Source organism: Erwinia sorbitola, from assembly GCF_009738185.1.
Taxonomy (GTDB): Bacteria; Pseudomonadota; Gammaproteobacteria; order Enterobacterales; family Enterobacteriaceae; genus Erwinia; species Erwinia sorbitola.
Genome location: NZ_CP046509.1, coordinates 2190199 through 2214877, shown reverse-complemented (window position 1 = coordinate 2214877; position 24679 = coordinate 2190199). Strand labels below are relative to the sequence as shown.

At 54.1% G+C, this 24679-nt stretch carries 23 protein-coding genes; 8 read left to right on the top strand and 15 right to left on the bottom strand.

Features of this window, described 5'->3' with window-relative positions; genetic code table 11:
- Positions 1-16: 16 nt before the first annotated feature.
- Positions 17-679, bottom strand: a complete 663-nt coding sequence (locus GN242_RS09905) for a DUF3313 domain-containing protein (RefSeq protein WP_156287391.1) — start codon at positions 677-679, stop codon at positions 17-19.
- 107 nt (positions 680-786) lie between these two features.
- Between GN242_RS09905 and GN242_RS09900 the strand changes: the two genes are divergently transcribed.
- Positions 787-1401 (top strand): TetR/AcrR family transcriptional regulator, encoded by a 615-nt coding sequence (locus GN242_RS09900; RefSeq protein ID WP_154751244.1) that lies wholly within the window; start codon positions 787-789, stop codon positions 1399-1401.
- A gap of 31 nt (positions 1402-1432) precedes the next feature.
- Positions 1433-1735 (top strand): Rdx family protein, encoded by a 303-nt coding sequence (locus tag GN242_RS09895; RefSeq protein ID WP_156287390.1) that lies wholly within the window; start codon positions 1433-1435, stop codon positions 1733-1735.
- Positions 1736-1798: 63 nt separating this feature from the next.
- Here the strand turns inward: GN242_RS09895 and GN242_RS09890 are convergent, their stop codons facing one another.
- From GN242_RS09890 to GN242_RS09880, 3 genes are all read right to left on the bottom strand, one after another.
- On the bottom strand, positions 1799-4186 hold the full coding sequence (locus GN242_RS09890) for a TonB-dependent receptor domain-containing protein (RefSeq protein WP_156287389.1): 2388 nt from the start codon (positions 4184-4186) through the stop codon (positions 1799-1801).
- Positions 4187-4456: 270 nt separating this feature from the next.
- A complete protein-coding gene (locus GN242_RS09885) occupies positions 4457-4936 on the bottom strand; it encodes a GNAT family N-acetyltransferase (protein WP_154751247.1) in 480 nt (159 codons plus the stop codon).
- A 74-nt stretch (positions 4937-5010) separates the two neighbouring features.
- Positions 5011-6348: an LLM class flavin-dependent oxidoreductase gene (locus GN242_RS09880; RefSeq protein ID WP_154751248.1), complete on the bottom strand. Its 1338-nt coding sequence runs from the start codon at positions 6346-6348 to the stop codon at positions 5011-5013.
- Positions 6349-6587: 239 nt separating this feature from the next.
- Between GN242_RS09880 and GN242_RS09875 the strand changes: the two genes are divergently transcribed.
- Positions 6588-7505, top strand: a complete 918-nt coding sequence (locus GN242_RS09875) for a bestrophin family protein (protein WP_156287388.1) — start codon at positions 6588-6590, stop codon at positions 7503-7505.
- Between the two features lie 187 nt (positions 7506-7692).
- Here the strand turns inward: GN242_RS09875 and GN242_RS09870 are convergent, their stop codons facing one another.
- The 4 genes from GN242_RS09870 to dsdA all read right to left on the bottom strand — a co-directional run bounded on the left by GN242_RS09870 (position 7693) and on the right by dsdA (position 11948).
- On the bottom strand, positions 7693-8013 hold the full coding sequence (locus tag GN242_RS09870) for a YuaE family lipoprotein (RefSeq protein WP_154751250.1): 321 nt from the start codon (positions 8011-8013) through the stop codon (positions 7693-7695).
- 387 nt (positions 8014-8400) lie between these two features.
- Positions 8401-8958 carry a DcrB/PsbP domain-containing protein gene (locus GN242_RS09865; RefSeq protein ID WP_195918326.1) on the bottom strand — a complete coding sequence of 186 codons (558 nt, stop codon included), beginning with the start codon at positions 8956-8958 and terminating at the stop codon, positions 8401-8403.
- Positions 8959-9211: 253 nt separating this feature from the next.
- The gene (gene fabV / locus GN242_RS09860; RefSeq protein WP_156287387.1) at positions 9212-10411 is read right to left on the bottom strand and encodes an enoyl-ACP reductase FabV; all 1200 of its coding nucleotides are present in this window, start codon (positions 10409-10411) and stop codon (positions 9212-9214) included.
- A 202-nt stretch (positions 10412-10613) separates the two neighbouring features.
- Positions 10614-11948: a D-serine ammonia-lyase gene (gene dsdA, locus GN242_RS09855; RefSeq protein WP_154751814.1), complete on the bottom strand. Its 1335-nt coding sequence runs from the start codon at positions 11946-11948 to the stop codon at positions 10614-10616.
- Positions 11949-12355: 407 nt separating this feature from the next.
- On the opposite strand from dsdA, the gene GN242_RS09850 reads away from it, so the two are divergent.
- Both GN242_RS09850 and GN242_RS09845 read left to right on the top strand, forming a co-directional pair.
- Positions 12356-13630 carry a Glu/Leu/Phe/Val family dehydrogenase gene (locus GN242_RS09850; RefSeq protein WP_154751253.1) on the top strand — a complete coding sequence of 425 codons (1275 nt, stop codon included), beginning with the start codon at positions 12356-12358 and terminating at the stop codon, positions 13628-13630.
- A gap of 309 nt (positions 13631-13939) precedes the next feature.
- Positions 13940-14764 (top strand): sugar phosphate isomerase/epimerase family protein, encoded by an 825-nt coding sequence (locus tag GN242_RS09845; RefSeq protein ID WP_154751254.1) that lies wholly within the window; start codon positions 13940-13942, stop codon positions 14762-14764.
- A gap of 816 nt (positions 14765-15580) precedes the next feature.
- Here GN242_RS09845 and GN242_RS09840 read toward each other — a convergent pair.
- From GN242_RS09840 to GN242_RS09830, 3 genes are all read right to left on the bottom strand, one after another.
- Positions 15581-16006 carry a hypothetical protein gene (locus GN242_RS09840; protein ID WP_156287386.1) on the bottom strand — a complete coding sequence of 142 codons (426 nt, stop codon included), beginning with the start codon at positions 16004-16006 and terminating at the stop codon, positions 15581-15583.
- A gap of 47 nt (positions 16007-16053) precedes the next feature.
- A complete protein-coding gene (locus tag GN242_RS09835) occupies positions 16054-16500 on the bottom strand; it encodes a DUF441 domain-containing protein (RefSeq protein ID WP_156287385.1) in 447 nt (148 codons plus the stop codon).
- A gap of 100 nt (positions 16501-16600) precedes the next feature.
- Entirely contained in the window at positions 16601-17233 is a 633-nt protein-coding gene (locus GN242_RS09830) for a hypothetical protein (RefSeq protein WP_154751257.1), read from the bottom strand.
- A gap of 254 nt (positions 17234-17487) precedes the next feature.
- Here GN242_RS09830 and hpxO point away from each other — a divergent pair, with 254 nt between their 5' ends.
- Positions 17488-18645, top strand: a complete 1158-nt coding sequence (gene hpxO, locus GN242_RS09825) for an FAD-dependent urate hydroxylase HpxO (RefSeq protein ID WP_156287384.1) — start codon at positions 17488-17490, stop codon at positions 18643-18645.
- Between the two features lie 101 nt (positions 18646-18746).
- Here the strand turns inward: hpxO and rhaM are convergent, their stop codons facing one another.
- Genes rhaM through rhaB form a run of 4 tightly spaced genes read right to left on the bottom strand, consistent with a single transcriptional unit; the run spans position 18747 to position 22628 of the window.
- Entirely contained in the window at positions 18747-19061 is a 315-nt protein-coding gene (rhaM, locus tag GN242_RS09820; protein WP_156287383.1) for an L-rhamnose mutarotase, read from the bottom strand.
- Positions 19051-19893, bottom strand: coding sequence for a rhamnulose-1-phosphate aldolase (rhaD, locus tag GN242_RS09815; RefSeq protein WP_156287382.1), 843 nt, complete (start codon positions 19891-19893; stop codon positions 19051-19053). Before rhaD ends, rhaM begins: the two co-directional genes overlap by 11 nt.
- Before the next feature lie 9 nt (positions 19894-19902).
- Entirely contained in the window at positions 19903-21159 is a 1257-nt protein-coding gene (locus GN242_RS09810; protein WP_154751261.1) for an L-rhamnose isomerase, read from the bottom strand.
- Positions 21156-22628 carry a rhamnulokinase gene (rhaB, locus tag GN242_RS09805; protein WP_156287381.1) on the bottom strand — a complete coding sequence of 491 codons (1473 nt, stop codon included), beginning with the start codon at positions 22626-22628 and terminating at the stop codon, positions 21156-21158. Before rhaB ends, GN242_RS09810 begins: the two co-directional genes overlap by 4 nt.
- 309 nt (positions 22629-22937) lie before the next feature.
- Between rhaB and rhaS the strand changes: the two genes are divergently transcribed.
- A complete protein-coding gene (rhaS, locus tag GN242_RS09800) occupies positions 22938-23762 on the top strand; it encodes an HTH-type transcriptional activator RhaS (protein ID WP_156287380.1) in 825 nt (274 codons plus the stop codon).
- A gap of 11 nt (positions 23763-23773) precedes the next feature.
- Entirely contained in the window at positions 23774-24637 is an 864-nt protein-coding gene (rhaR, locus tag GN242_RS09795) for an HTH-type transcriptional activator RhaR (protein WP_156287379.1), read from the top strand.
- Positions 24638-24679 lie beyond the last annotated feature (42 nt).

Here is a 24679-nt window from a genome sequence, read left to right as displayed (position 1 = left end):
CTGGTGTTGACGCTGGTTATTTCAGCTGACTGAGCAGCTGCTCAGTGCCTTTATCAATGCCCACTTTTGCCGCTGACAGTGAGCCAAAGCTGGCGCTAACGTTCATCGCATTGGGGTACTCTTTGGTCACCCATGCCTGCAACAGCTGGTTGTTATCAGCCTGATAGATCTCAACGGCGTAGCTGACGGATCCATTCATCAGCCCTTCCCGCCCGCGTATGGACTGCACGATATTGTATGGCCCGCCAGCCAGATCAAATTTAGTGAACGTGCCCAGCACCGGCGTCGTCGTCTCCGCGCCGGTAAGCGTCAGCTTAACTCGCAGCGCTTTTGATGAGGGTCTCTGCGTGGGCGAAAAACGGGTTTTAAGTACCTCATTACAGCGCTGGTAAAGATAGTCGGCCAGTTCCTGACGATCTGCCTGGCTGAGGTCGCCAAACTGATTATCTGCCCCCTGATAGATCACCACCGGATCGACCATGACTTCGCTGTACTTGTGCCAGTCAATCTGTCCGGTGGTTCTCCACGGCTGATTGTGGGCATTGTCACCGCTGTTGGATTGCAGCTTTTCAGCGGAGGATAAACCCGCATAGCGTGCGGTCGGTGTGCCCGCACAGCCTGCTATAACCATCGACAATATTAATAACGATGAGCGAAAAACCTGGGTTTGCGTTGACATAAGTTGCCTTTTTTATAAGTGAACCGTACTGTACGGTATAGTTATGCCCTGGCAGGATTTTTCTGTCAATAAAATGTACACTCGGGTTTATTTTCGCGGGAGAAACGATGAAAGTCCGTACCGAAGCACGCCGCGAGGCAATAGTGGAAGCTGCCGCACAGCTTTTCCAGGAGATGGGCTACGAGCGCGCATCAATGAATGAACTGGCGAAGCGGCTTGGCGGCTCTAAAGCCACGCTGTATAACTATTTTCCCTCAAAAGAGGAGTTGTTCAGCGCAGTGATCCGTACCTATGCCACACAGCATCTGACTGACGCCGCCAGTGCGTTAAACGATGCCGTGGCAAAAAGCGTCACGCTGGAAGAGAAACTACAGCATTTTGGCGAGCAGATGCTGAAGGTGATGACCACCGATAATACCGCCCTCGCCGTCTATCGCATGGTGGTGGGTGAAGCCGGACATTCTGATATGGGTATGCTGTTTTATGAGGCCGGCCCGCGTGAGAGCGTGGAAAAACTGGCGCGACTATTCTCGTCAGCGATGGATAACGGCATACTGCGTCTCGGGGATCCGCAGATACGCGCCCTGCAATTTTTGTCACTGATTACCGCTGAAATTGAAATACGTATTTTCCAGCGCACAGCACCGCCACTGAGCGAAAAACGCGTGCGTGAAATGACATCCTGTGCGGTACGCATGTTTATGGCCGGGGCAGGAAAATAATCCTCCAAACGCGATGGTGAGGTCACAGACCGTGAGTCAATTACCTGTTGTCACGATTCAATATTGTTCCCAGTGCAACTGGATGCTGCGCGCCAGCTGGATGGCGCAGGAGCTGCTGCATACTTTTAGCACCGATCTCGGCGCGGTAACCCTGATCCCCGGTACAGGTGGCGTATACGAAATTACCGTCAATGGAGAGGTTATCTGGAACCGTAAAACGGACAACGGTTTCCCGGATGCCGCCGAAATCAAACGCCGCCTGCGCGCCGTCTGTTTCCCGGAACGCGATCTCGGACATATCGATCAGCATGCCAGCCCGGCAGAGAAAAATTAACGTCAGTTAAAGCAAAAAGGGCCGATCGTCAGCGATCGGCCCTTATCATCCGTTAGTTGCAAATCAGAAGTCGACGTTGACGCCCAGCTGGAAGTTACGTCCCGGCTGTACGGCCAGCGCATGGTCGTTAACATCCCTGGCGCTGGTATCGGTAAGATTACGGCTGCTGAGGTAATCCCAGTATTTGCGATCGGTCAGGTTATATATTCCTCCGCTGAGTTTGACGTTTTTCGCCACTTTCACCCAGGCAGTCATATCCACCATGCCGTAACCCGGCACGCGCGTATATTCTGTTGTGGAATCGGTCAGCGTGGTGCCGTTGTTCAGATAGCTGTTGCGATTGGTACTTTGCGCCTGCTTACCCTTAACGAAGGTGGCAGTGACAGCAGTACCAAAGCGCTGTGCCGGATCGTCCCAGGCCACGCCCACCACCGCTTTCATTGGTGCCACGCTATCCAGGTCAACATATTTGTCACCGTCATAGCTGGATTTAGACTGGCCCTTGCTGTAGCCCAGCGCAAAGGTGGTACTCAGGCCGTTAACCTGCTCAAACCAGGTGCCGTAGTTAATTTTAGTGCTGACTTCCCCGCCCCAGATATAGGCTTTATCGCGGTTTTCTGCCTGATAGATGGTGGCAATATTCGCCGGTACATTGACGAATTTATCCGGCGCTGCGGCACGGGTATAGCGAGTAGAAGCAATAAAGTTTTTGTAGGTGTTGTAGAACATGGCGCCCTGCACGGTGATCCCTTCCACCGCCTGACCTTTTACGCCCCACTCAACGTTATTACTGGTTTCGGTATCAAGATCGGTGTTGCCCAGTAACGCATACTGCCTGTTTCCGGCGTAGCTGGATCCCAGATTCCAGGAGCCGTAGAGCTGGCTGGCGTTGGGGAACTGCGCGCCACGCTTGTATTGCACATAGGTCATCAGCTGCGGGGTAATATTGTAGTTGAAGCTGATGGACGGCAGTACCTGGGTGTCGCTGTTAGTTTTATTGTAAAGGGTTTCAGCATCTTCCGGCGTCAGGACATCGGTTCCGGCGGCCATATTAGCCAGATTCTGCGGTTTGGTTTCCTGATGCGCTACGCGTACGCCCGGTACCACGGAGAATGCATGACCGTCGAGGTCAAACTGGATGCTGTCCTGCACAAACGCGCCCAGTACCAGAGTACGGCTGTCGCCCTCGGGTTTGGTGGTCATCGTGGTGCCGCTCTGGGCAGGCGACTGGCTGAACGGGCGTTCAGTTTCGGCAATGCGCCCGTTGATGCCAGCCCGCAAATCATGGCGGCCGAGACTTTTCGCCAGCTGTGCCTCGTAGCCATAAGTTTCCACGTTGTAGTCTGAGTAAACCCGCTGCATGGCACCGGTGGTACTGAGCGGCATCAGCGTATTATCGTGCGCTTCCGTGTGCTGGTAATAAATTTTGTTGCTCAGACTGTCAACCCAGTCATTACCCGGCGTCCACTCATCTTTCAGACTCAGGCCCCAGCGGCGGGTATTGCTCTGCTGATTAGCCACGCCCTCGATCACATCGCCGTTATTGTCCCAGCTGTCGTAATGAGTGTGATTAACCTTACTGTAGAAATCTACCGTGCCGGTTAATTTATGCTCATCATTTGGCTGCCAGATAGCGGAGGTCAGCAAGGCATCAGAGTGCCAGTTCTCCGGATAAGCGTCGAACTCATCGCTGTTATTGCGGGTCTGCTGACCGTCGCGACGGCTGTAAACCAGAAGCCCGCGCAGGGTTTCATCTCCGGCGGCGGCGGTGATGCCGTTGTGCCAGCTGCGGTTGGATGAGTCGTAATCGCTTTGGAAACCAAACGCTGTGGATTTGCCCGGAGCCAGGTAATCATCAGCAGATTTTGGCAGGAATGAGACCGAGCCACCCATGGCGGTGTTGGCACGTTGAGTAGCGGTAGCGCCGGATTCAATCTCCACGCGGCCGTACAGATAGGGATCAATATAGTCGCGCCCGATACCAAAAGTATTTACCCCGGCGCGGCTGGCGTAGCTGCGTCCTGTGGCTTCCGGCTGAGGAATGCCATCAACATCAAGCGCCACGCGGTTGCCTTCCAGACCACGGATGTTATAGCCGGTGTAACCGCCGCGATCGAATCCGCTTTTACCCGTCGAGGAACCGCCGCTGCTGCCCACCGCGCCAATCAGCGGCTGGTAACGCATAATCGTGCCGAAATCATTGCCACCGCGTTGCTGCATTTCAGCAGCATCAATCGTCACCGAACTCCCGGCAACCAGTTTCACTTGTGGCGACAATACGGTCATTTCTGCGTCATCTGACGGTAACCTGCCCGCCTTCTGATTTTGGCTGGATTCTGCTGTTGCCAATTTATCGGTCTGTTCAGCAGCGGCAGAGACGGCTGCGCTGAACAGTGTCCCTGCAACAAGAGAGGTGTGCAGTAGCCCCTGACGGTATGAATACTTAAGCATGCGAAATACCTGCGATGTTTTTATGGGTATTCGCTCAACAATGGCTTCCAAAACAACAACTAACAAGGCTCTAAAAACAGAGCAAACGCTTTTATAATTTGCGACATCATATACAAATGATAATCATTATCAATGAAAAAATGACAAAGTTTACAATTTCCTGCGAAAATATCCCGCAGACGTAACATTTTATGCACAACCCCTGCTGCAACAAAAAACGGCACCCCATTGGGATGCCGCTGTGCATGATGCTGGCGTTAGAAAAGAGGATCAGGACTCGGCGAAATCGGTCAGCACCTGGCCTTCCATACGGTAGCGTACCCACTCGTCCTGCGGCGCGGCACCGATGCTTTTGTAGAAGTCGATAGCTGGCTGATTCCAGTCAAGCACGCTCCACTCAAGACGACCGCAACCGCGCGCTACCGCCAGCCGGGCAATATGGCGCAGCAGCTGTTTACCCGCTTTCTGACCGCGAAAACGTGGGCTGACGTAGAGATCTTCCAGGTAAATACCGTTTTTCCCCAGCCAGGTTGAGTAGCTGGTAAAGAACACCGCATAGCCTGCCGCCTCGCCGTCAACTTCACAAATCAGCGCTTCGCTGGTGGAGTTATCAGCAAATAACGAATTTTCAATGTCCTGCTGGCTGGCAACCACTTCATGCAGTGCTTTTTCATATTCGGCCAGCTCGGCGATCATCGCGAGGATAAGTTTAGCGTCCTGACGTTCGGCGCGACGGATTACGATATTCATACAGACTCCCTGATACATGCGGTTAATGCGCGCCAGCATAACCGTAAATTTCCACTGAAAAAAGCAGAAATCCCTTACCCCGCCTGACGTAAATGCTCTCGTGCCTGGGTGTAGCGGTTAGGCCGCGCCGGGATATCCAGCCGCTCACGCAGCGTGACGCTATCATCATGATGCCAGTAACCGCGGGCTTCGAGGATCGGCAGCACATGGCGCACCACATCCTCCAGCGCTTCGTTGAGTACCGGGCCGCAGATAATAAAACCGCTGGCAGCACCCTGCTCCACCCAGCGAATAAAGGTGTCGGCCACCTGTTCAGGAGTGCCGAAGAATTCACCTTTTGGCAGCGTGGTACGGAAGGCGACTTCACGCAGCGTCAGCCGTTCTTCCGCCGCCAGCCGTTTGATCTGATCGGTGGTGGAGCGGAAACTGTTTTCCCCCAGCGTACCCAGCTGCGGGAACGGGCCGTCCGGATCGTACTGGCTGAAGTCGTGATGATCGAAGAAACGGCCCAAATAATTAAGCGCCTGCTCCAGTGACAGCAGCGACAGCAGATAACGATATTTTTCCTCAGCTTCCTGCTCTGTAGCCCCGACAATCGGATTGATGCCCGGGAAAATCCCTACCCGATCGCGCCCCTGCTTCAGCACCTGCTGATTCAGCTGTGCAGCATAGGTTTGCGCTTCTTCCAGCGTGCGCGCATTGGTAAATACCGCATCGGCAGATGCTGCCGCCAGACGGATACCTGATTCTGACGCGCCCGCCTGGAAAATTACTGGCTGGCCCTGTGACGAACGCTGAATATTCAGCGGCCCTTCTACCGAGAAGTGCTCTCCCTGATGGTTCAGCTTATGCAGCTTCTGCGCATCAAAAAACTCACCGCTCTGCTGGTTGCGAATAAACGCCCCCTCCTCCCAGGAGTCCCACAGCCCTTGCACCACATCAATATATTCGCGGGCAATCTGGTAGCGCTGGCCGTGCTCAGGGTGATCCTTACCAAAGTTACGCGCCGACCCTGCCAGCGGTGACGTCACCACATTCCATCCCGCACGGCCGTTACTGAGCAGATCAAGCGATGCCAGCTGGCGCGCCACGGTGAACGGATCGCTGTACGAGGTGGAGATGGTGCCCGCCAGCCCGATACGCCGGGTGACGGAGGCCAGCGATGACAGCAGCGCCACCGGTTCGAAACGGTTAAGAAAATGCGGCAGTGATTTTTCGTTGATATGCAGGCCATCGGCCACAAACAGGAAATCCAGCCCGGCCTCTTCCGCCCGTTGTGCCAGCTGGTGATACCAGCCGACGTTGACGCTGGCGTCAGCGGGCACGCTGCGATGACGCCAGGCGTTCATAAAGCCACCTGCGCCTTGTAACATCATGCCGAGTTTAATCCGTTGCGGGGTTTTCTGGCTCATTCTGCTGATCCCTGTTTAATGGTGTATGGCCCCCAGATTTTCATAAAACACCGACGGAATTAAATACCAATATCCACTTTGCAATGCCGCTTTGTGGCAAACCCGGGGGAAACCGCTGCGGGGTACGCAGGCAGAATTTACTGAGGTTCTCATTTTCCTCACCCCCTCAGAGGCGTATGATGTGGCCCTTTGGTTATACAAATGTTGTTTGCCTGCTACTTCTCTGGATACACTTCGCTATGATCGTTCGTCCTTATCAGCACTGGTTCCCGCGCCTCTTCTCCTGGCACGGTGCCGTGTTATCAAAAATTTTGTTCCGCCTCAGTCTGAATCTGATGATGGCCGTGTTCGCGGTGATCTGTTTCCAATGGTACGAAACGCTTGGCATCCGTCTTACTACCGCCCCGTTCAGCCTGCTGGGTGTGGCGATCGCTATCTTCCTGGGTTTTCGCAACAGCGCCAGCTATGCGCGCTTTGTTGAAGCCCGCACCCTGTGGGGCGGACTGCTGATTGCCCAGCGTTCCCTGCTGCGTCAGGCGAAAGGCGCACTGCGGCGCGATCCGGCGGCGGTAAAAGAGTTTGGCGATATGCTGATGGCCTTTAGCTGGAGCCTTAAACATCAGCTGCGCGGCACGGATTCCAGCGACGATATCCGCCGTCTGGCACCGGAAAGTGTGCGCGATGAGGTACTGGCAAGTCCGTTTCGCACCAACCGTCTGCTGCTCTGCATGGGTGCCTGGCTGGCGGACAGACGTGAAGAAGGAGCGATTTCAGATCTGCTGTATAACGGGATGGATGCCAACCTTAACGAGCTGGCACATATTCTTGGCGGCTGTGAACGCATCAGCAATACGCCGATCCCTTTTGCCTACAGCCTGATTGTGCATCGTACTGTCTATCTGTTCTGCACCCTGCTGCCGTTCGCGCTGGTGGCCGATCTGCACTATATGACACCGCTGGTATCGGTATTTATCTCCTATACCTTCCTCTCACTGGAGTCACTGGCGGAAGAGCTGGAGGATCCGTTCGGTATCGCCGCGAACGATCTGCCGCTGGATGCCATCTGCAACACCACTGAGCGCCTGTTGAGTGAGATGAGCGATCTGTCGCCACTACCTGCTGTTCACCAGCCGGATGCAAAGTTTAATCTGATTTGATGGCTTTCTGGCATTAAACAATTTGCCTTGCCACGGTGGTTAGCTGCACGGTTGCACGCACGGCGCGCAGTAAAAAGAGTGGAGTGTCAAAATACGTCCGAAGAATATCAGGACGGGAAAGTCAGGTTTAAACGCGGTATAAAGGATTATGTTTCGACGGGGCCTGACTGACCGGCCCCGGCATCAATTACACTTCTTTAATGATCAATTGCATCAGACTGCTGCGAATCTCTTCACACACGCGACGCACATTGTATTGGTATTTAGGCGTAGCAATATCATCAATGTCGCTGCCAACCTTGTCACGGATTTCAAGGTATTTTTCCATCTGGCCATTGGCGCGCTCAAAGCGCTGATTGTACTGCTGATAAACGCTGACATTATAAGACTGCATCACCTGCAACTCTTTGCGGCACTGGCTCACGCGCGCATCAAAGCTGGTCTGTGCCTGTGGCTGCGACACGGGCGGCGGCGGCGGATTATCAGCCGGAACGTGTTTAGGCGGCATGGCACAACCCGTAGCCAGGACTGAAGCTATCAAAACCGGGGCAAATTTTTTCATTTTATCACCGAGTCAAAGTCCTGCTTTTGCAGGATAAAATTTACTGCTGCGCAAGATGATAGCAAAAAATGTCGCGAATTAGCCACAAACACATAAAGCATATATAAAATTTTATTCAAGCATTACGCCGCGACACTTTCTGATGAGCCATGAGATAACCGCACAGCGCTGGCGCTGCCAGGATTTGCAGGGATAACACCGTCGGGCGGTCTGGAGGGAATTGAGGATGAAGCATGCTGGTGGGTGTCAGAACGGCGGCGGGCAGCAGGGGGCGGACAAAAATAGAAGGACGCCCTGTTGTGCAGGCGTCCCCTATGGGGCAGATAATCGCGCTTATTTCGCGAGAATATTGTTCACTGCCGCAGCATGGCCGGTTTTGTCTTTAGAACCGGAGATCACCTGAATTACGGTGAATTTATTATCGGCCGCAGACAACAGCGTGGCCTGCTGGACATTCTTGCCGTCCATTTTATCGGTCGCTTCGATGTGATAAACCTCAAGTCCTTTCACATTCTCGGTCTTTTCGCTGATTACGGTATAATCCGGAGACGCCTGCTTCTGCTTGTCTTTGATGGATTTCATACCATTAATAAAATCAGCATCGCTGGCACCGCGGGCAACAACCGGAATGGCATCTTCGCCAATCAGCATTACGCGTTTTTCTGCCTTGCTGACATACATATTACCCGGGCCGCCGCCAGGAACGGGCTGCATCTCATAGCCTTTCAAATTAAAGGCAAGATGTCCGCCAAGCAGAGAAACCTTATCTGCGGGAACTGGATTCGCTGCCGCTGTTTTGGCTTCCGCCGCCACGGCCAGATTTGCAACGCTGCTGAATGCCATAGCCATACAGAGTGATCCTGCCAGAGTCATTGTTTTAGTTAATTTCATTATTCGATCTTCCTTCTTCAAATTAAGCTCCATTGTAAAAATATTATTACTAATAAAAACATAAGATTACTCTTGAAGGAGAAAGCCGCTTCATAATAACTGGCTAATGAGTTGTACTTTAAATATATGCGCTCACTCAAACAGTGATGAGAGTAGAAAATAACTCAATGACGATTCTGGCGCACTACACCCCCAGAATAAAAAAAGGGCAGCCATCTGGCTACCCCTTGTTATCATCGGTAACAGACGTTAATTACATCTGTACCAGATTTTTGATTTTCACATCGGGATTGACGTCCGCCGCGTAGTCGACGCCGTCCAGGCCAAAGCCGAACAGGTGCATAAACTCGGTTTTGTAACCGACAAAATCAGAAACTTCATTCAGAGTTTCATCGGTCACGGTCTGCCACAGACGGGTAACTTCATCCTGCACTTCCGGCTGCAACTCTTTATAGTCAGCACGCAGACGGCCAGCGTCGTCCATAACTGGCGATGCGCTGTACAGACTGTCCTTGAACAAACCGTAAACCTGCTCAATACAGCCTTCATGGGTGCCCTTCTCTTTCATCACTTTAAACAACAGAGAGAGATACAGCGGCATCACCGGAATTGCAGAGCTGGCCTGAGTCACTACCGCTTTCAGCACGGAAACACGGGCATCACCGTTACCGTGGGCAGCCAGGGTGTCACGAATAGTCAGGACGCGCTTGTCCAGATCCTTCTTCGCTTCGCCGATGGAACCGTTCCAGTAGATATCGTGGGTGATTTTTTCGCCCAGATAGGTGAAGGCGGTGGTCTTCGCGCCTTCAGCCAGTACGCCAGCTTCCAGCAGGGCATCAATCCACATCTGCCAGTCTTCACCACCCATTACCGCTACGGTGCCGTCGATCTCTTCCTGAGTAGCAGGCTCAAGCGACACATCCGTCAGGGTCTCTTTATCGGTGTTCAGACCGCGAGTAGTCAGCGGCTTGCCGATCGGCTTAAGGGTAGAGTTAAACACTTCACCGGTCTTCGGATGGGTACGGCGCGGCGCAGCCAGGCTGTACACGACCAGGTCAACCTGACCCAGATCTTCTTTAATCAGTTCAATAGTCTTCTGCTTAACCGCATCGGAGTATGCGTCGCCGTTGATGCTTTTTGCATACAGGCCTTTTTCAGTCGCGAACTCTTCAAATGCCGCAGAGTTATACCAGCCAGCAGTTGCCGGTTTAGTTTCTTCACCCGGGCGCTCAAAGAAGACGCCCAGCGTGTCAGCGCCGCAGCCAAACGCAGCAGAGATGCGGGCAGCAAGGCCGTAACCGGTAGACGCACCAATCACCAGCACTTTTTTCGGGCCGGAGGCAATCGTGCCCTGAGCAGTGACGTACTCGATCTGTTTTTCTACGTTAGCCTTACAGCCTTCCGGATGGGCAGTAACACAGATGAAGCCACGGATGCGTGGTTTAATTATCATATTGACCTCAGTAATAGTAACTATACCCGTCGTACTTCGGGCGACAGATGCAGGGTGTTTTTGGCCTGCAACCCGAACTGTTTGGGGTATATTTCATCGTATTTTTCATGAAATAAGCGCGCTAGAATACCGCGTCTGCCCGTTCACGCAAAGTGCGGAAACATTGTTATCGTAATAGTGTTACTTTCTGCCCGGCATCCGCTCAGGTATTAAGCAGCCTGCGGGCCTGCGCAAGATATTCTGCCATGGGGCCTGGCGGCACCATGCCACCGCCGGTCGCCCACACCAGATGCGTTGCGGCGGCAAGGGATGCGCTGCTAATTCCCTGCTCTGCCAGGGGCTGTGGATCCGCGCTGATGCGCCACGGCCCACACATTCCGGCAAGGGCAGAAGGTTCAAGCGCCAGAGACTCATGCTGTTGCAATAATCCCAGCAGTGCATACATCTCCTCATCGCTGAGAGTATAAAAGGCGCAGAGCAGACGCTCCATGGCGCGGCCGACAAATCCCGAAGCGCGTCCTACCGCCAGGCCGTCCGCCGCAGTGCGGTTATCAATACCCAGATCCTGCACGGAAATCCCGTCATGCAACCCGGTGTGCACGCCCAGCAGCATACAGGGCGAGTGTGTCGGTTCGGCAAAGATGCAGTGAACATGATCGCCAAACGCCAGCTTGAGGCCAAATGCTACCCCGCCGGGGCCACCGCCCACACCGCAGGGCAGATAGACAAATAGCGGATGGTCAGCATCCACGGTGATATTCTCAGCAGCCAGCTGCTGCTTTAACCGCTCCCCCGCAACCGCATAGCCGAGAAAAAGATTGTGGGAGTTTTCATCATCAATAAAGAAGCAGTGCGGATCTGATGCCGCCTGGCGACGCCCTTCCGCCACTGCGACGCCATAGTCCTGCTGATACTCCACCACCTTAACCCCATGCTCGCGCAATTTTTGTTTCTTCCATGCGCGTGCATCCGCCGACATATGCACCGTAACATCGAACCCCAGGCTGGCGCTGATAATACCGATCGACAGCCCCAGGTTGCCGGTTGAACCTACCGCAATGCGCTGCTGGCTGAAAAGTTCACGGCAGGCAGGAGTAGCGAGAAGGCGGTAATCGTCATGGTAATTTAATAACCCGGCGGCCATTGCCAGTTTTTCAGCGTGGGCCAGTACTTCATAAATACCACCGCGTGCCTTGATCGAGCCAGACACCGGCAAATGGCTGTCTTTTTTTAGCCAGAGTTTGCCCTCCAGGCGCTGTCCATAGCGCATATCAAGCACCTGCTGCAGCTGGGGCAACGGAGCGATATCTGATTCAATAATTCCCTGGCGGGCGCGAGTTTCCGGGAATACCTGCATCAGCCAGGGCGCAAAGCGTTTCAGCCGTTCGCTGGCGTCGCTGACCTGTTCGCGCGTCAACCCGACGTGGGGATACCCCTCAGCCATCGGGCTGTTTTTGGGATTAAACCAGGTAACCGGTTGTAAGGCGCATAGCTGATTCAGCAGTGGAAAATGCTGCTTTAGACGTGCGACATCCATTAACATGGTGACTTCTCCTGTATCGGGATTGTACCCGGGGTATCTTGCAGCCAGTAAAGAGAGAATGTCTGGCAAAAGCCAAAGTTTGATCGCATTCAAATTTCTGAAAAATATAAAGAAAATCCGCATATGCATTTTATCTGCATAATTACCGCCTGCCAACGGCTACCGTAACAGGTCATTGCGATACGACCTGCTAACTATGCAGTTGCTCCCCACAAAAAGCCGCCACAACGCAGAATTTCACAATCTTTTAAAAACTTGGAAACCTTTTTTTGATGTTAAATTATGTGCAACTCAGTGAGATGCACTGAGCCATCCACGGTTTTACAGTATTTATAACTAAGCGCTACCCGCCCGCTAAGTCATAAGCCAGACGGACAGGCGCTAAACAAAAAAGGTTTGTTATGGAAAAGCTCTCTTACGTTTCTGAAGGCAGCAAAACGGCCTGGTCAACTTACTTACAGCAAATCGACCGTGTCGCACCCTACCTCGGTGACCTGTCGCGCTGGGTGGATACCCTGCGTCATCCTAAACGTGCCCTGATTGTTGATATTCCGCTGCAAATGGATGACGGCAGTATTCGCCACTTTGAAGGCTTCCGCGTACAGCACAACCTGTCGCGTGGTCCGGGCAAAGGCGGCGTACGTTATCATCCTAACGTCGATCTGAATGAAGTTATGGCGCTCTCTGCCTGGATGACGATCAAATGTGCGGCGGTCAACCTGCCGTACGGCGGGGCAAAAGGCGGAATTCGTGTTGATCCGTTCACCCTTTCAGAAGGCGAGCTTGAGCGCCTGACCCGCCGCTACACCAGCGAAATTGGCCTGATTATCGGCCCGCAAAAAGATATTCCTGCCCCGGATGTTGGTACCAATGCCAAAGTGATGGCGTGGATGATGGATACCTATTCCATGAACCATGGCACCACAATCACTGGCGTCGTCACCGGTAAACCTATTCACCTCGGCGGCTCGCTCGGGCGTGAAAAAGCCACCGGACGCGGCGTGTTTATTACCGGGCGTGAAGTGGCTCGCCGCAGCGGTATCGAAATCGAAGGGGCGAAGGTGGCCGTTCAGGGCTTCGGCAACGTGGGAAGCGAAGCCGCCCGCCTGTTTAACGCTGCCGGTGCACGCGTAGTGGTGATTCAGGATCATACCGCCACCCTTTACAACCCGGCAGGTATTGACCTGGTAGCACTAAGCGAATGGCAGTTAGCTAACAAGAAGATTGCCGGATTCAGCGGAGCGCAGGTTATTGACGATGAAGCCTTCTGGGACACCGAGATGGATATTCTGATCCCGGCGGCGCTGGAAGGCCAGATCACCCGTCAGCGTGCAGAAAAACTGCGCTGCCGCCTGGTACTGGAAGGGGCTAACGGCCCGACCTTCCCGGAAGCCGATGATGTGCTGACCTCACGCGGAATTACCGTGGTACCGGATGTGATCTGTAATGCTGGCGGCGTTACCGTCAGTTACTTTGAGTGGGTTCAGGATATGGCCAGCTTCTTCTGGAGCGAAGGTGAAATCAATGAACGCATGGATAAGATTATGACCGAAGCGATGGTTCACGTCTGGGATAAATCCCGTGAGAAAACGTGCAGCCTGCGTACCGCCGCCTATATCGTGGCCTGCGAGCGCATCCTGATGGCGCGTAAAGATCGCGGTATCTACCCTGGCTGATTCTGATTGCGGGGTGGAGATCTCCACCCCGTTTATTTCTGCGAAAAACCTATCAAAGCTATCACGCCCTATCACTCCCCCCTGATAATTTTGACACACTTCAAAGAATTTATATTTCACTGGCACAATAAATGGAATTTAAATTCCCTTTAACTTAGTCTCAAACCTTCTGTAACAGAGTAGATCACACTACAGCGCAATAATCACCGCGACGCAAAGATGGTTTTTTATCATTTTCACTGATAGTTGATGATAGCTCTTAGCATACTTCTTTCGCTGTTTCTTTCAGCTCGTGATAAAGGATGACCAATGAAAAAGGCTCTGCATGGCGTTTCCGTTCTACATAGCAACGCAGTGACACAGTTGCGTATTGCTCACGAGACGGGTTTTGATGCCCTGGAGCTGCTGCCGGAACATTTATTCCGTTATCTGGAACACGGCGGTACGCTGGAAAAATTTAAACAGCTGATGCAGCACTATCAAATAGAGATTAGCTGTATCAACGCGCTGAAACGTATTGGCCGCCACCAGCCGCAGGAACGCCGCGAAATGCTGGATGAGGCGGATAAAATCTGCCGCGCTGCTCAGGCACTGAATTGCCCGGTAGTACAGGTGATGGCGCTTAATGAGATTGACGACCTGACGCCACACGACCGAACCCGCATTCTGACCGAAAATTTGACAGAGATTGCCGCTATCGGCGCGCAGTACGGTATTAAATTCCAGATCGAGGTAGTGGCCTTTACCCCATTCAACAGCCTTAAGCAGGGTCTGGAGATCATCAAGGCGGTAGGGGCAGATAACGTTGGCGTGGTCATCGATTTCTGGCATCTGTATGCCGGTGGCGATACTACGCCGGAAGAAGTAGCGGCGATGAACGCTGACCTTATTTATGGTGTGCACTTCTGCGACGGCCGCCGCTTGCATCCTGGCGAAGCCTGGGATGAACGCGTGCAGCGTAACTATCAGCCGGGTGAAGGTGAAGTGGATATCGCCCGCTGGGTCGCAGCGGTAAAACAGAGCGGCTATAACGGCGTATGGTGCCCCGAGCTGCTCAGTCCCACTCACTGGGAGGATGATTTATGGCAGATTGCTCAGGACTCCATGAGCAGCCTGACCGCCTATACGCAGTAAAGCTGAGACGTTCAATCACTCAGAATTAGCAAAGACTAGCCAGACTAATTTGTGGTTTAGCAAGGCGCACAACCGCAGCCAACACAGCTAAAACTTGAATTATGAAGGAAACCAGAGATAGCCAAAATAATTCGGGTTGTGGCAAGGCGGCCAGGGGGTAAGTCCCCGGGAGCATAGGTAACTATGTGACCAGGGCGCACAACCGCAGCCAACACAGCCAGAACTTGAATTATGAAGGAATGTAGAGATAGCCAAAATAATTCGGGTTGTGGCAAGGCGGCCAGGGAGTAAGTCCCCGGGAGCATAGATAACTATGTGACCAGGGCGCACAACCGCAGCCAACACAGCTAAAACTTGAATATATGAAGGAAACCAGAGATAGCCAAAATAATTCGGGTTGTGGCAAGGCGGCCAGGGGGTAAGTCCCCGGGAGCATAGGTAACTATGTGACAAGGGCGCACAACCGCAGCCAACGCAGCCAGAACTTGAATTATGAAGGAATGTAGAGATAGCCAAAATAATTCGGGTTGTGGCAAGGCGGCCAGGGAGTAAGTCCCTGGGAGCATAGATAACTATGTGACCAGGGCGCACAACCGCAGCCAACGCAGCCAGAACTTGAATTATGAAGGAATGTAGAGATAGCCAAAATAATTCGGGTTGTGGCAAGGCGGCCAGGGAGTAAGTCCCTGGGAGCATAGATAACTATGTGACCAGGGCGCACAACCGCAGCCAACGCAGCCAGAACTTGAATTATGAAGGATATAGTAGGGTTGGCAGGATGACTGGCAGGTGCTGTAACGACACCTGCCCTTTTTTTTAGGCAGTTTTAATCCCTGCTTCTACTTCTGCCTGCTGATAGCGCTGCTTAAACGCTTCGTTATCTTCCACCAGGCGCAGCGCCGCTTCAATCAGCTCGTTTTGCACCAGGGTGGTTGCACCGTCGCTGGTTTTCCAGTGAATGTACATTACGCACAGCGCCGCGACCTGCAACTTATCGCCTTCATCGTTGCTGCCGTCAAACTGATATTCTGCCAGCGACCAGTGATAGATCTGACCAACAAACGGCATATCACCGCTCTCTTCCAGCTCTGGCAGCGTGGTAAACAGCTCTACCATTTCTGGCGTCGCTTCATAATTCTGGCGGCCGATGGCATCCATCTGGCGGCCGTGGGCGCGGGTTTTATTAGCCTGTTTCTGCTTAAGTTTGGCGCGTTTGTTACGCTTATCCTGTTTAGTGCTCACATGTTTCTCTGTCAGATAAAATTATGGCGGCAGGATAACATATCTTCTCAGAATTTCCCGATCATCAACGACACCAGCCCTGCGGCTATCAGCGGCCCCACAGGTACGCCACGGAATAACGAAACACCGATTATGGTGCCAATCAGTAAGCCCCCCACTACCGTAGGCTGACTGCTCATTAATGCCACGCCGCGCCCGCCAACCCAGGAAACGAAGATGCCGACAGCGATTGCCAGCAGTGATTTCCAGTTTAAAAAGGAGTGCATCAGGGTAGTTGCTGGCAGCGTACCGCTGGCAATCGGTGCCATCACGCCGATAGTCAGAATAATGATCCCCACCGTCACTCCCTGCTTTTCAATCCACGGAAACGTCTGTTGCAGCGGCGTCATGCGGATAGCAACCAGCACCAGCAGCGCAATGGTTACGGTAAGGTTGTGGCTGAAATAACTTAAAGCGGCAAGAAACAGCAGAATAGCGAGGGTCAGATCAAACATTTTATCATCCTGAAATCACAGTTATATAACTTCTTGTGTTTACAAGCATAAGCATTCTACGCATTGACACTACTGTTTTTTTCCCATATCTGGCCCGCTGTTAATCAACAATATCCAGAGCAGCCTGCAAACTTACCTGGGGGCCGCTCAGTACCGCCAGCGTGCTGTTCACCCGTTTTTCAGCCCCGCTCATTGAGGACTGCGCCAGCACGATGCAACCGAGAGCGCACTCAGGGCGCTGCTGAATATAGTCAGCAATCTGCTGGTGATAACCGTCAATGTCTCCCTGATTAAACCAGGCCCAGGCGCGGGGAACCAGCTCAACATAGAGCCGATCGCCGGGGATAAAGGCGCTGAACAGCTGAGTGGTGGACTCCAGCGTTGACTGCGCGGTACACAGCACCAGAATAGTACCGTGATAACGTGAGGCAATTTTCGCCAGCGTGGCATCGACACGCAGCACCGGTTTACTGAACTCAGCCTCCCACACTGCTACGCCCAGCGTGGTGCAGGTGACAATCACCGCATCGGCCTGCTGGCAAAGTTCTTCAATAGCCTGACGCGTGGCGGCAACAATATCGGCAGTCACGCCATCCTCCCCCTGCGTCTGCGCAAACAGCTCGCTCTCCACGCGGTGCAAAAGCTGAACGTCGTCATAATCCAGCACGGTTAACGCCTGTTCAAATACTTCTATATTGCTTCTGGCTGCATGCAGGCAGGCAATGATGGTCATAACAGCATCTCAGTGAGGGGGCAGAAGGTTACTGTGGCAAATATTCCAGAAATTACCAGTCAAACCTGTTAACGCAGTACAAAAGTTTCACGCGTAAGGCACCATAATCGTGCAATGCATTATTATTGCGCCGCGAGCTGCTGCACCCTTTGTTTCATCCTGGCTGACAGAGTCCGCCAGACGGCACTTTCTGCCTGACCGGGGGCTGGTATGGAAATTGCTTGATTACTGGCAGACTCGTGAAGGAGAAACAGATGAAAGCAATTATCATTGGTGCCGGTATTGGTGGCATGTGTGCAGCTATTGCGCTGAAACGCTGCGGGATTGATAGCGTGGTGTTTGAAGCGGTGAAAGAGATTAAGCCGGTTGGCGCTGCAATCTCCATCTGGCCTAACGGTGTTAAATGCCTCAACTATCTGGGAATGAAAGATGCCCTGCGTGCCATTGGCGGCCCGATGCACTATATGGCCTATAAAGATTACCAGAGCGCGGAGACTCTGACGCAGTTTAGTCTGGAGCCGCTGGTGCAGGATTCGGGCGAACGCCCTTACCCGGTCGCACGCGCTGAACTTCAGGCGATGCTGCTGGATAACTGGGGGAGAGATAAAGTCCAGTTCGGCAAGCGCGTAAGCCGTGTTGAACAAAAAAGTGACAGTGTCACCGCTTATTTTGACGATGGCACTACCGCCTCCGGCGACCTGCTGATTGCCTGCGACGGCACCCACTCGGTGATCCGCCAGTCTGTACTGGGCCATGCAGCCGAACGCCGTTATGCGGGTTATGTTAACTGGAACGGATTGGTGGAAATTGATGAGTCGCTGGCGGCGGCCGATCACTGGACGACCTTTGTGGGTGAAGGTAAACGTGTCTCGCTGATGCCCATTGCCGGCAATCGTTTTTACTTCTTTTTTGACGTACCGCTGCCAAAGGGTTTAGCAGAGGATCGCCGCAGTCTGCGCGACGATCTGTCGCGGTATTTCTCCGGCTGGGCGGCCCCGGTTCAGCACCTTATCGCGCAGCTTAATCCGGAAACCACTAACCGCGTGGAGATCCACGATATTGAACCGTTTGCCCGGCTGGTTCACGGCCGCGTAGCGCTGCTGGGTGATGCGGCGCACAGCACCACGCCAGATATCGGCCAGGGCGGCTGCGCCGCAATGGAGGATGCAGTAGTGCTGGCGATGGCACTGCAAAGTAATTCGCTGAGTATTGAAGACTCCCTGCTGCGCTATCAGCTTAAGCGTGCCGACCGGGTGAAAGAGCTGGTACTGAAGGCACGTAAGCGCTGCGATGTTACCCATGCAAAAGATCCTGCTGTAACTGCCGAGTGGTATGCGGGATTAAGGCAGGAGAACGGCGATCGGATTATCAGCGGCATGTGTGAGACCATCCAGGGCGGGCCACTGGCGTAGATTAGTTTTGGCTGCGGGGGTTTCTGGTAAGAGAAGGCACGGGTGCCAGCGGCAGACGCAGGACGAGGCATACCCCGCCCTGCGGAATTCAATGGCTGCTATCACTCTAAATAAAACACTGACTGCAACCCGGCACTGACCGGGCTGCTATCCGCATTCGACGGCATCAGCTCACTCATCGATCGCCACCAGCGCTGACACACCTCGGTTTCCGCCACCGCGTTCCAGCGCTCCTCAGACTCAATCTCCACTACCGCGAACAGCAGATTGCGCGGCGCATCGAGAAATATACTGTAGTGATGCGCCCCGTGATCCTTCAGCGTCTGCGCCAGCTCCGGCCAGATGGGGTTATGCCGCTGCTGATACTCCTGATGCTTGTCAGGATGCACCTGCATAACAAAGGCTTTACGCAACATGGCTGTGCTTCGCTTCCAGCGCCGCGCGCCAGGGTTTCACACCGAAACGCTCGCCCAGCGCCACCAGTTCGTCCGTGGTAATACTCTGCTTCATGCCGCCCATCGACAGCACTTTCACCACCACTTCTGAGGATTTCTCTGCCGTATCGATCAGACCGAAAGTCTCATCAAGCGTTGGCCCGCTGCCAAAAATACCGTGGAACGGCCACATCACCAGCGTATGTGACTGCATCTTCTCGGCGGTGGCGCTGCCGATGCCATCAGTTCCCGGAACCATCCACGGTATAATTCCCACACCGTCCGGAAATACCACCAGACACTCGGTGCTGCCTTCCCATAACAGGCGGGTAAAGCTGGCAGAATCGAGATCCACCACGTAACTGAGCGCCATAAAATGAGTGGCGTGGCAGTGCATAATCACGCGGTCTGCACCGTTAGTCAGCTGCTTACGCACGCTGTGGGACTGGAAATGTGACGCCAGCTCTGACGTTGGCACGCCACCGTTGGACAGTCCCCAGTGGATGGTAAAGGCCCGGCCATCTTCGCTGACGCGCAGCAGCACCAGACAGTCGGCCGGATCGAGCTGCACATTGCGGAAAAATTTGCCAGAACCGGTAACCAGAAACCAGTCATTGGCCAGCTGAGGGGCCGGCTGGCTCAGTTCCAGCGTACGCGGCTGACGATCGAAATCTGCCGCAAACGGCTGCACTTCTTCATCCAACAGACGCAGCGAAACATTACCACCGTTACGTTCATCCCAGCCCTTCAGCCACATATCGGTGGTGGCTTTAACCATCCCCTGAACAAACCAGGAATCGAGAATTTTTTTCATATTACATCCTTAACGTTGGCTGAGAATCTGTTGTTCGTAGTGACGCACATCTTTTAACCAGCTGGCCCCGGCCGGAACATCGTGGCGCAGACACCAGGCTTCCCATACCGCCTGCCACGGCAGGGATTTCTGCTCCTCCAGCAGCGCCAGACGTGCGGTGTAGTCACCGTCGTTTTCCAGCGCTTTCAGCATCTCTACCGGCTCCAGCAGCGCACGCAGCAGGGCTTTTTTTGCATTACGTGTACCGATAACCCAGGCGGCAATACGGTTAATTGATGCATCAAAGAAGTCGAGGCCGATATGTACTTTGTCGAACAGCCGCTGACGCACGATTTCACTGGCAATCGCCTGGGTTTCATCATCCAGCAGCACCACGTGGTCACTGTCCCAGCGCACCGGACGGCTGACATGCAGCAGCAGGCGCGGCACGTACAGCATGGCGGTGGAGATCTTATCGGAGATAACTTCTGTCGGATGGAAGTGGCCCGCATCAAGGGTAAGCGCGGTCTGGCGGCTGGCGGCATAGCCAAGGCAGAACTCATTTGAGCCAACGGTGTAGCTTTCTGCACCGATGCCAAACAGCTTGCTCTCCACCGCATCAATATGATGGGCCGGGTTCAGTTTTTCCCCGATCACTTTATCCAGCGACTCCATCAGACGCTGGCGCGGTGCCAGACGGTCAACGGTCAGATCCTTCATTCCGTCCGGTACCCAGATATTCATCACCGAGGCGGAACCCAGCTGCTCACCAAAATAAGCCGACACCTTGCGGCTCGCCTGGCAGTGCTCAATCCAGAACTGGCGGATCTCAGCGTTGCCGTGCGCGAGGGTAAAGCCATCGGCACTCAGCTCATGTGAGAAGCAGCTTGGGTTAAAGTCCAGGCCCAGCTGACGATCGCGCGCCCAGGCTACCCAGCCGGCAAAGTGCTGTGGCTTGATTTCATTGCGGTTTACCGCCTGATCGCTTTCCAGATAGATCGCATGCAGGTTAAGGCGTTTTGGCCCGGGGATCAGCGCCATTGCCTGGTCAAGGTCAGAACGCAGCTCTTCGATATTACGCGCACGGCCCGGATAGTTACCGGTGGCCTGGATACCGCCAGTCAGCGCGCCCTGCGGGTTTTCAAAACCGCGCACGTCATCGCCCTGCCAGCAGTGCATGGAAACGGGCAGCTGATCGAGCTGTACCAGTGCGGCTTCTGCATCTACACCGATCTCGGCGAAACGCTGTTTAGCCAGGGCGAAAGCCTGTTCGATTGCCTGGGTCATATACAAAGCTCCTTTGCTGAAGAGGTCAGTGACTGGAAGCGCGGCAGATTGCGGCGAAACAGATCACTACCGTGAGAGTCAAAACGGATAAGGGGGAAATGCTGACTCAGCTGCTGGCGGTAAGCCGTGACATCCGCCACTGCTCCGGCGGCAATCAGCTGACTGCCGATGTTACCCAGCGTGGAAGCTTCCACCGGGCCGGCGAAGACCGGAATGCCACAGGCATCGGCACAGAGCTGGTTGAGAAACTGGTTCTGACAGCCACCGCCGACAATATGCAGCTGGCTGAAGCGTCTGCCGCGCAGCTGTTCCAGTTCGAGCAACACCTGGCGGTAACAAAATGCCAGGCTGTCGAAGATGCAGCGCGCCAGCTCCGCCGGAGTCGCCGGCACCGGCATTTGCTGACGGGCGCAGGCATCCTGAATTTCACGCACCATGCTGGACGGGTTAATAAAGCGTTCATCGTTTGCGTTAATCAGCCACTGGCAGGCGGGCTGCCGTTCGGCATCAGCAATCAGCTGACAGAGGTCGGTAATGGCCAGCTCGTCGCATACGCGCTGCAGCAGCCACAGGCCCATGATATTTTTCAACACCCGAAAGCGCCCTTCGGCCCCGCCTTCGTTGGTGATATTGGCATCCTGCGCGGCCTGGCTGGTAAAAGGCTGGCGGCTTTCGAACCCCATTAATGACCAGGTTCCGGAACTGAGATAGGCTGCGTTTTCACCGTTCAGCGGGGTTGCCAGCACCGCGCTGGCGGTGTCGTGGGTGGCAACCGCCACCACCGGAATCTCTTTTCCTGACGGGCTGCTCCAGACGCCCACCCGTCGGCCGGGCTGCGACGGCTTGCCAAACCAGGAGGGATTCGCCCCGCTCCAGCGCAGCAGCTCTGCATCCCACTCACCGCTGGTGATATTCAGCATCTGAGTGGTGGTGGCGTTGGTATATTCCCAGTTAAGCTGGCCTGTCAGCCGGTAATGCAGATAGTCAGGGATCAGCAGTGCATAAGCGACCCGTGCCAGATCGGAAGCGCGATCGCGGCACAGCGCCCGCAGCTGATAAAGCGTATTAAATGGCAGGAACTGGATACCGGTGCGCTGATAAATAGCGTCGAGCCCCAGCTCACGGCAGGCCTGAGCCATCACGCCGTGGGTACGGTCATCGCGATAGGCAACGGGAGGCCCGACGCGTCCGCCCTGCGCATCCAGCAGCACGTAATCCACCGCCCAGGTATCAATACCGATGCTTTCCGGCACAATGCCCTGCCGGTCAATATTTTCCAGTGCGGCGGTAATAAACCGTTCCAGTGCATCAAGATCCCAGCACTGACGATCATCAATCGTGACCAGCTGATTGACGCAGCGACTGATTTCACTCAGCGTAATTTCACCGCTGTGTGAGTCGTGCTGTGCCAGCATAACGCGACCGCTGGAAGCACCAAGATCGATGGCAACAAAGTGACGAAGGCTCATGTAATAGCTTCCTGATGATTCAATGTCACCAGTGTAAAAGAGCCTGATTTAGCTACCTTCTTGTTACTGCCAACCGGATCTGGCCGCTGGCAGCATGACAAAGATGTACGTGAAGCAGCTCACAAAACCGTGGCAGAACAGTTTTATGGCGGTGAAATGGAGGATGTGACGCTGGCCGCATTTCTCACTTTTCCCCGGTACTTTCTTAAAAATATCACCGGGATAGCCGCTTTCACTGTCAGAAATTCAAGGTGCCTTTTTTCCGCGCTGCGTAGACTCTGTTACCTGAATGTTAAAGAGGAAACGATCATGACCGTCTTACACAGCGTTGATTTCTTCCCGACCGGGCACTTCCCGGTGGCCATTGAGCCGCGTGCACCGCAGGGCGTGTTTCCGGAACATCATCACGATGATTTTCATGAAATCGTCATTGTTGAACAGGGATCAGGGATTCATGTCTTTAACGGCCAGTCACAGCCATTGTGCAGCGGCTGCGTCTGCTTTGTGCGCAGCCATGACCGCCATCTGTACGAACAGACGGAGAATCTCTGCCTGACTAACGTGCTGTATCGCGGGCCGGAATCGTTTCGTTTCCTCTCGGGTCTTCAGCATCTGCTGCCTCAGGAGCAGGATGGGCATTACTCCTCCCACTGGCGCATCGGCAATAAGGTGCTGGCACAGGCCAGGCAGCTGATTGACCAGTTAGAACTGCCGCCGCTCAATGACAGCATGGCCTGCCAGGCTGAACAGGAGATGAACTTTATGCGCCTGCTGGTGCTGTTACGTCAGGGATGCAGTGCCGCCAGCAGTGACGACCAGGATGGCCGTCTGCGCGGGCTGCTGGACTGGCTGGCGGATCACTACAGTGAGGATATAGAGTGGGAAAAACTGGCCGACCGCTTCTCGCTATCGCTGCGCACCCTGCATCGCCAGCTTAAGCAGCAAACCGGCAGTACTCCGCAGCGTTATCTTAATCGCCTGCGTCTGCTGGAGGCGCGCCATCTGCTGCGGCACAGTGAAATGCGCGTAACAGATATTGCCTTTCACTGTGGTTTTGGTGACAGCAATCACTTTTCCACGCTGTTTAAACGCGAATTTGGCTCTTCTCCACGTACACTGCGACAAAACAACTGATGAGGTGACCCGTGACTGCTCCCCTGCGGCTGGCAAAAGCTGATTATTTACCGTCGGAACAGATGCCTGTAGCGGTGGCGGAACGCACCTCTCAACCCTCCTTTCCGCCTCACGTTCATGAATTTAATGAGATTGTGCTGGTATGGCGCGGTAACGGCCTGCATGTGATGAATGACCGGCCCTGGCTGGTCACCTGCGGGGATATCTTCTATATCAGCGCCAGTGACTGCCACAGCTATGAATCGGTAAATGAGCTGGCGCTGGATAATATTATCTACTGCCCGGAGCGCTTTCAGTTAAGCCTGGACTGGCAGCAGCTGCTGCCACCAGCTGACTCCTCCGCCTGGCGTTTAACCACGCGAGGTATGGCACTGGCACGCGGTGTGATCCAGCAGCTGGAGCAGGAGAGCCGCAAAAGTGATGTACTGTCGCGCCAGCTCACCGAAGCCCTGTTTTTGCAGCTGGCATTAGTGCTCAAGCGCCATCGCTATGCTTCCGACCGCGCCTGGCAAATGCCTGAAGGTGAACAGCTCGATCTGTTGATGGCGGCGATTCAGGGACAGATTGCTCTGCCGTTCGATCTCGCCACTTTTTGCGCGCAGCATCAGCTGTCAGAACGTGCGTTAAAACAGCTTTTTCGTCAGCAAACCGGGATGACCGTTGGTCACTATTTACGGCAGTTACAGCTGTGCCAGGCAAAACATCTGCTGCGCACCAGCGAATGTCTGATCGGTGAAGTCGCTGCACGCTGCGGCTTTGACGACAGTAACTACTTTTCCGTGGTGTTTACCCGCGAAACGGGCATGACGCCCAGCGGCTGGCGTCAGCGATTTGTGCGCAGCCCGCAGTTACACACAGGATCTGAAAAAGCATAATCACCGCCATGTAAAAGGGCTGACCAGATGGCCAGCCCTTGA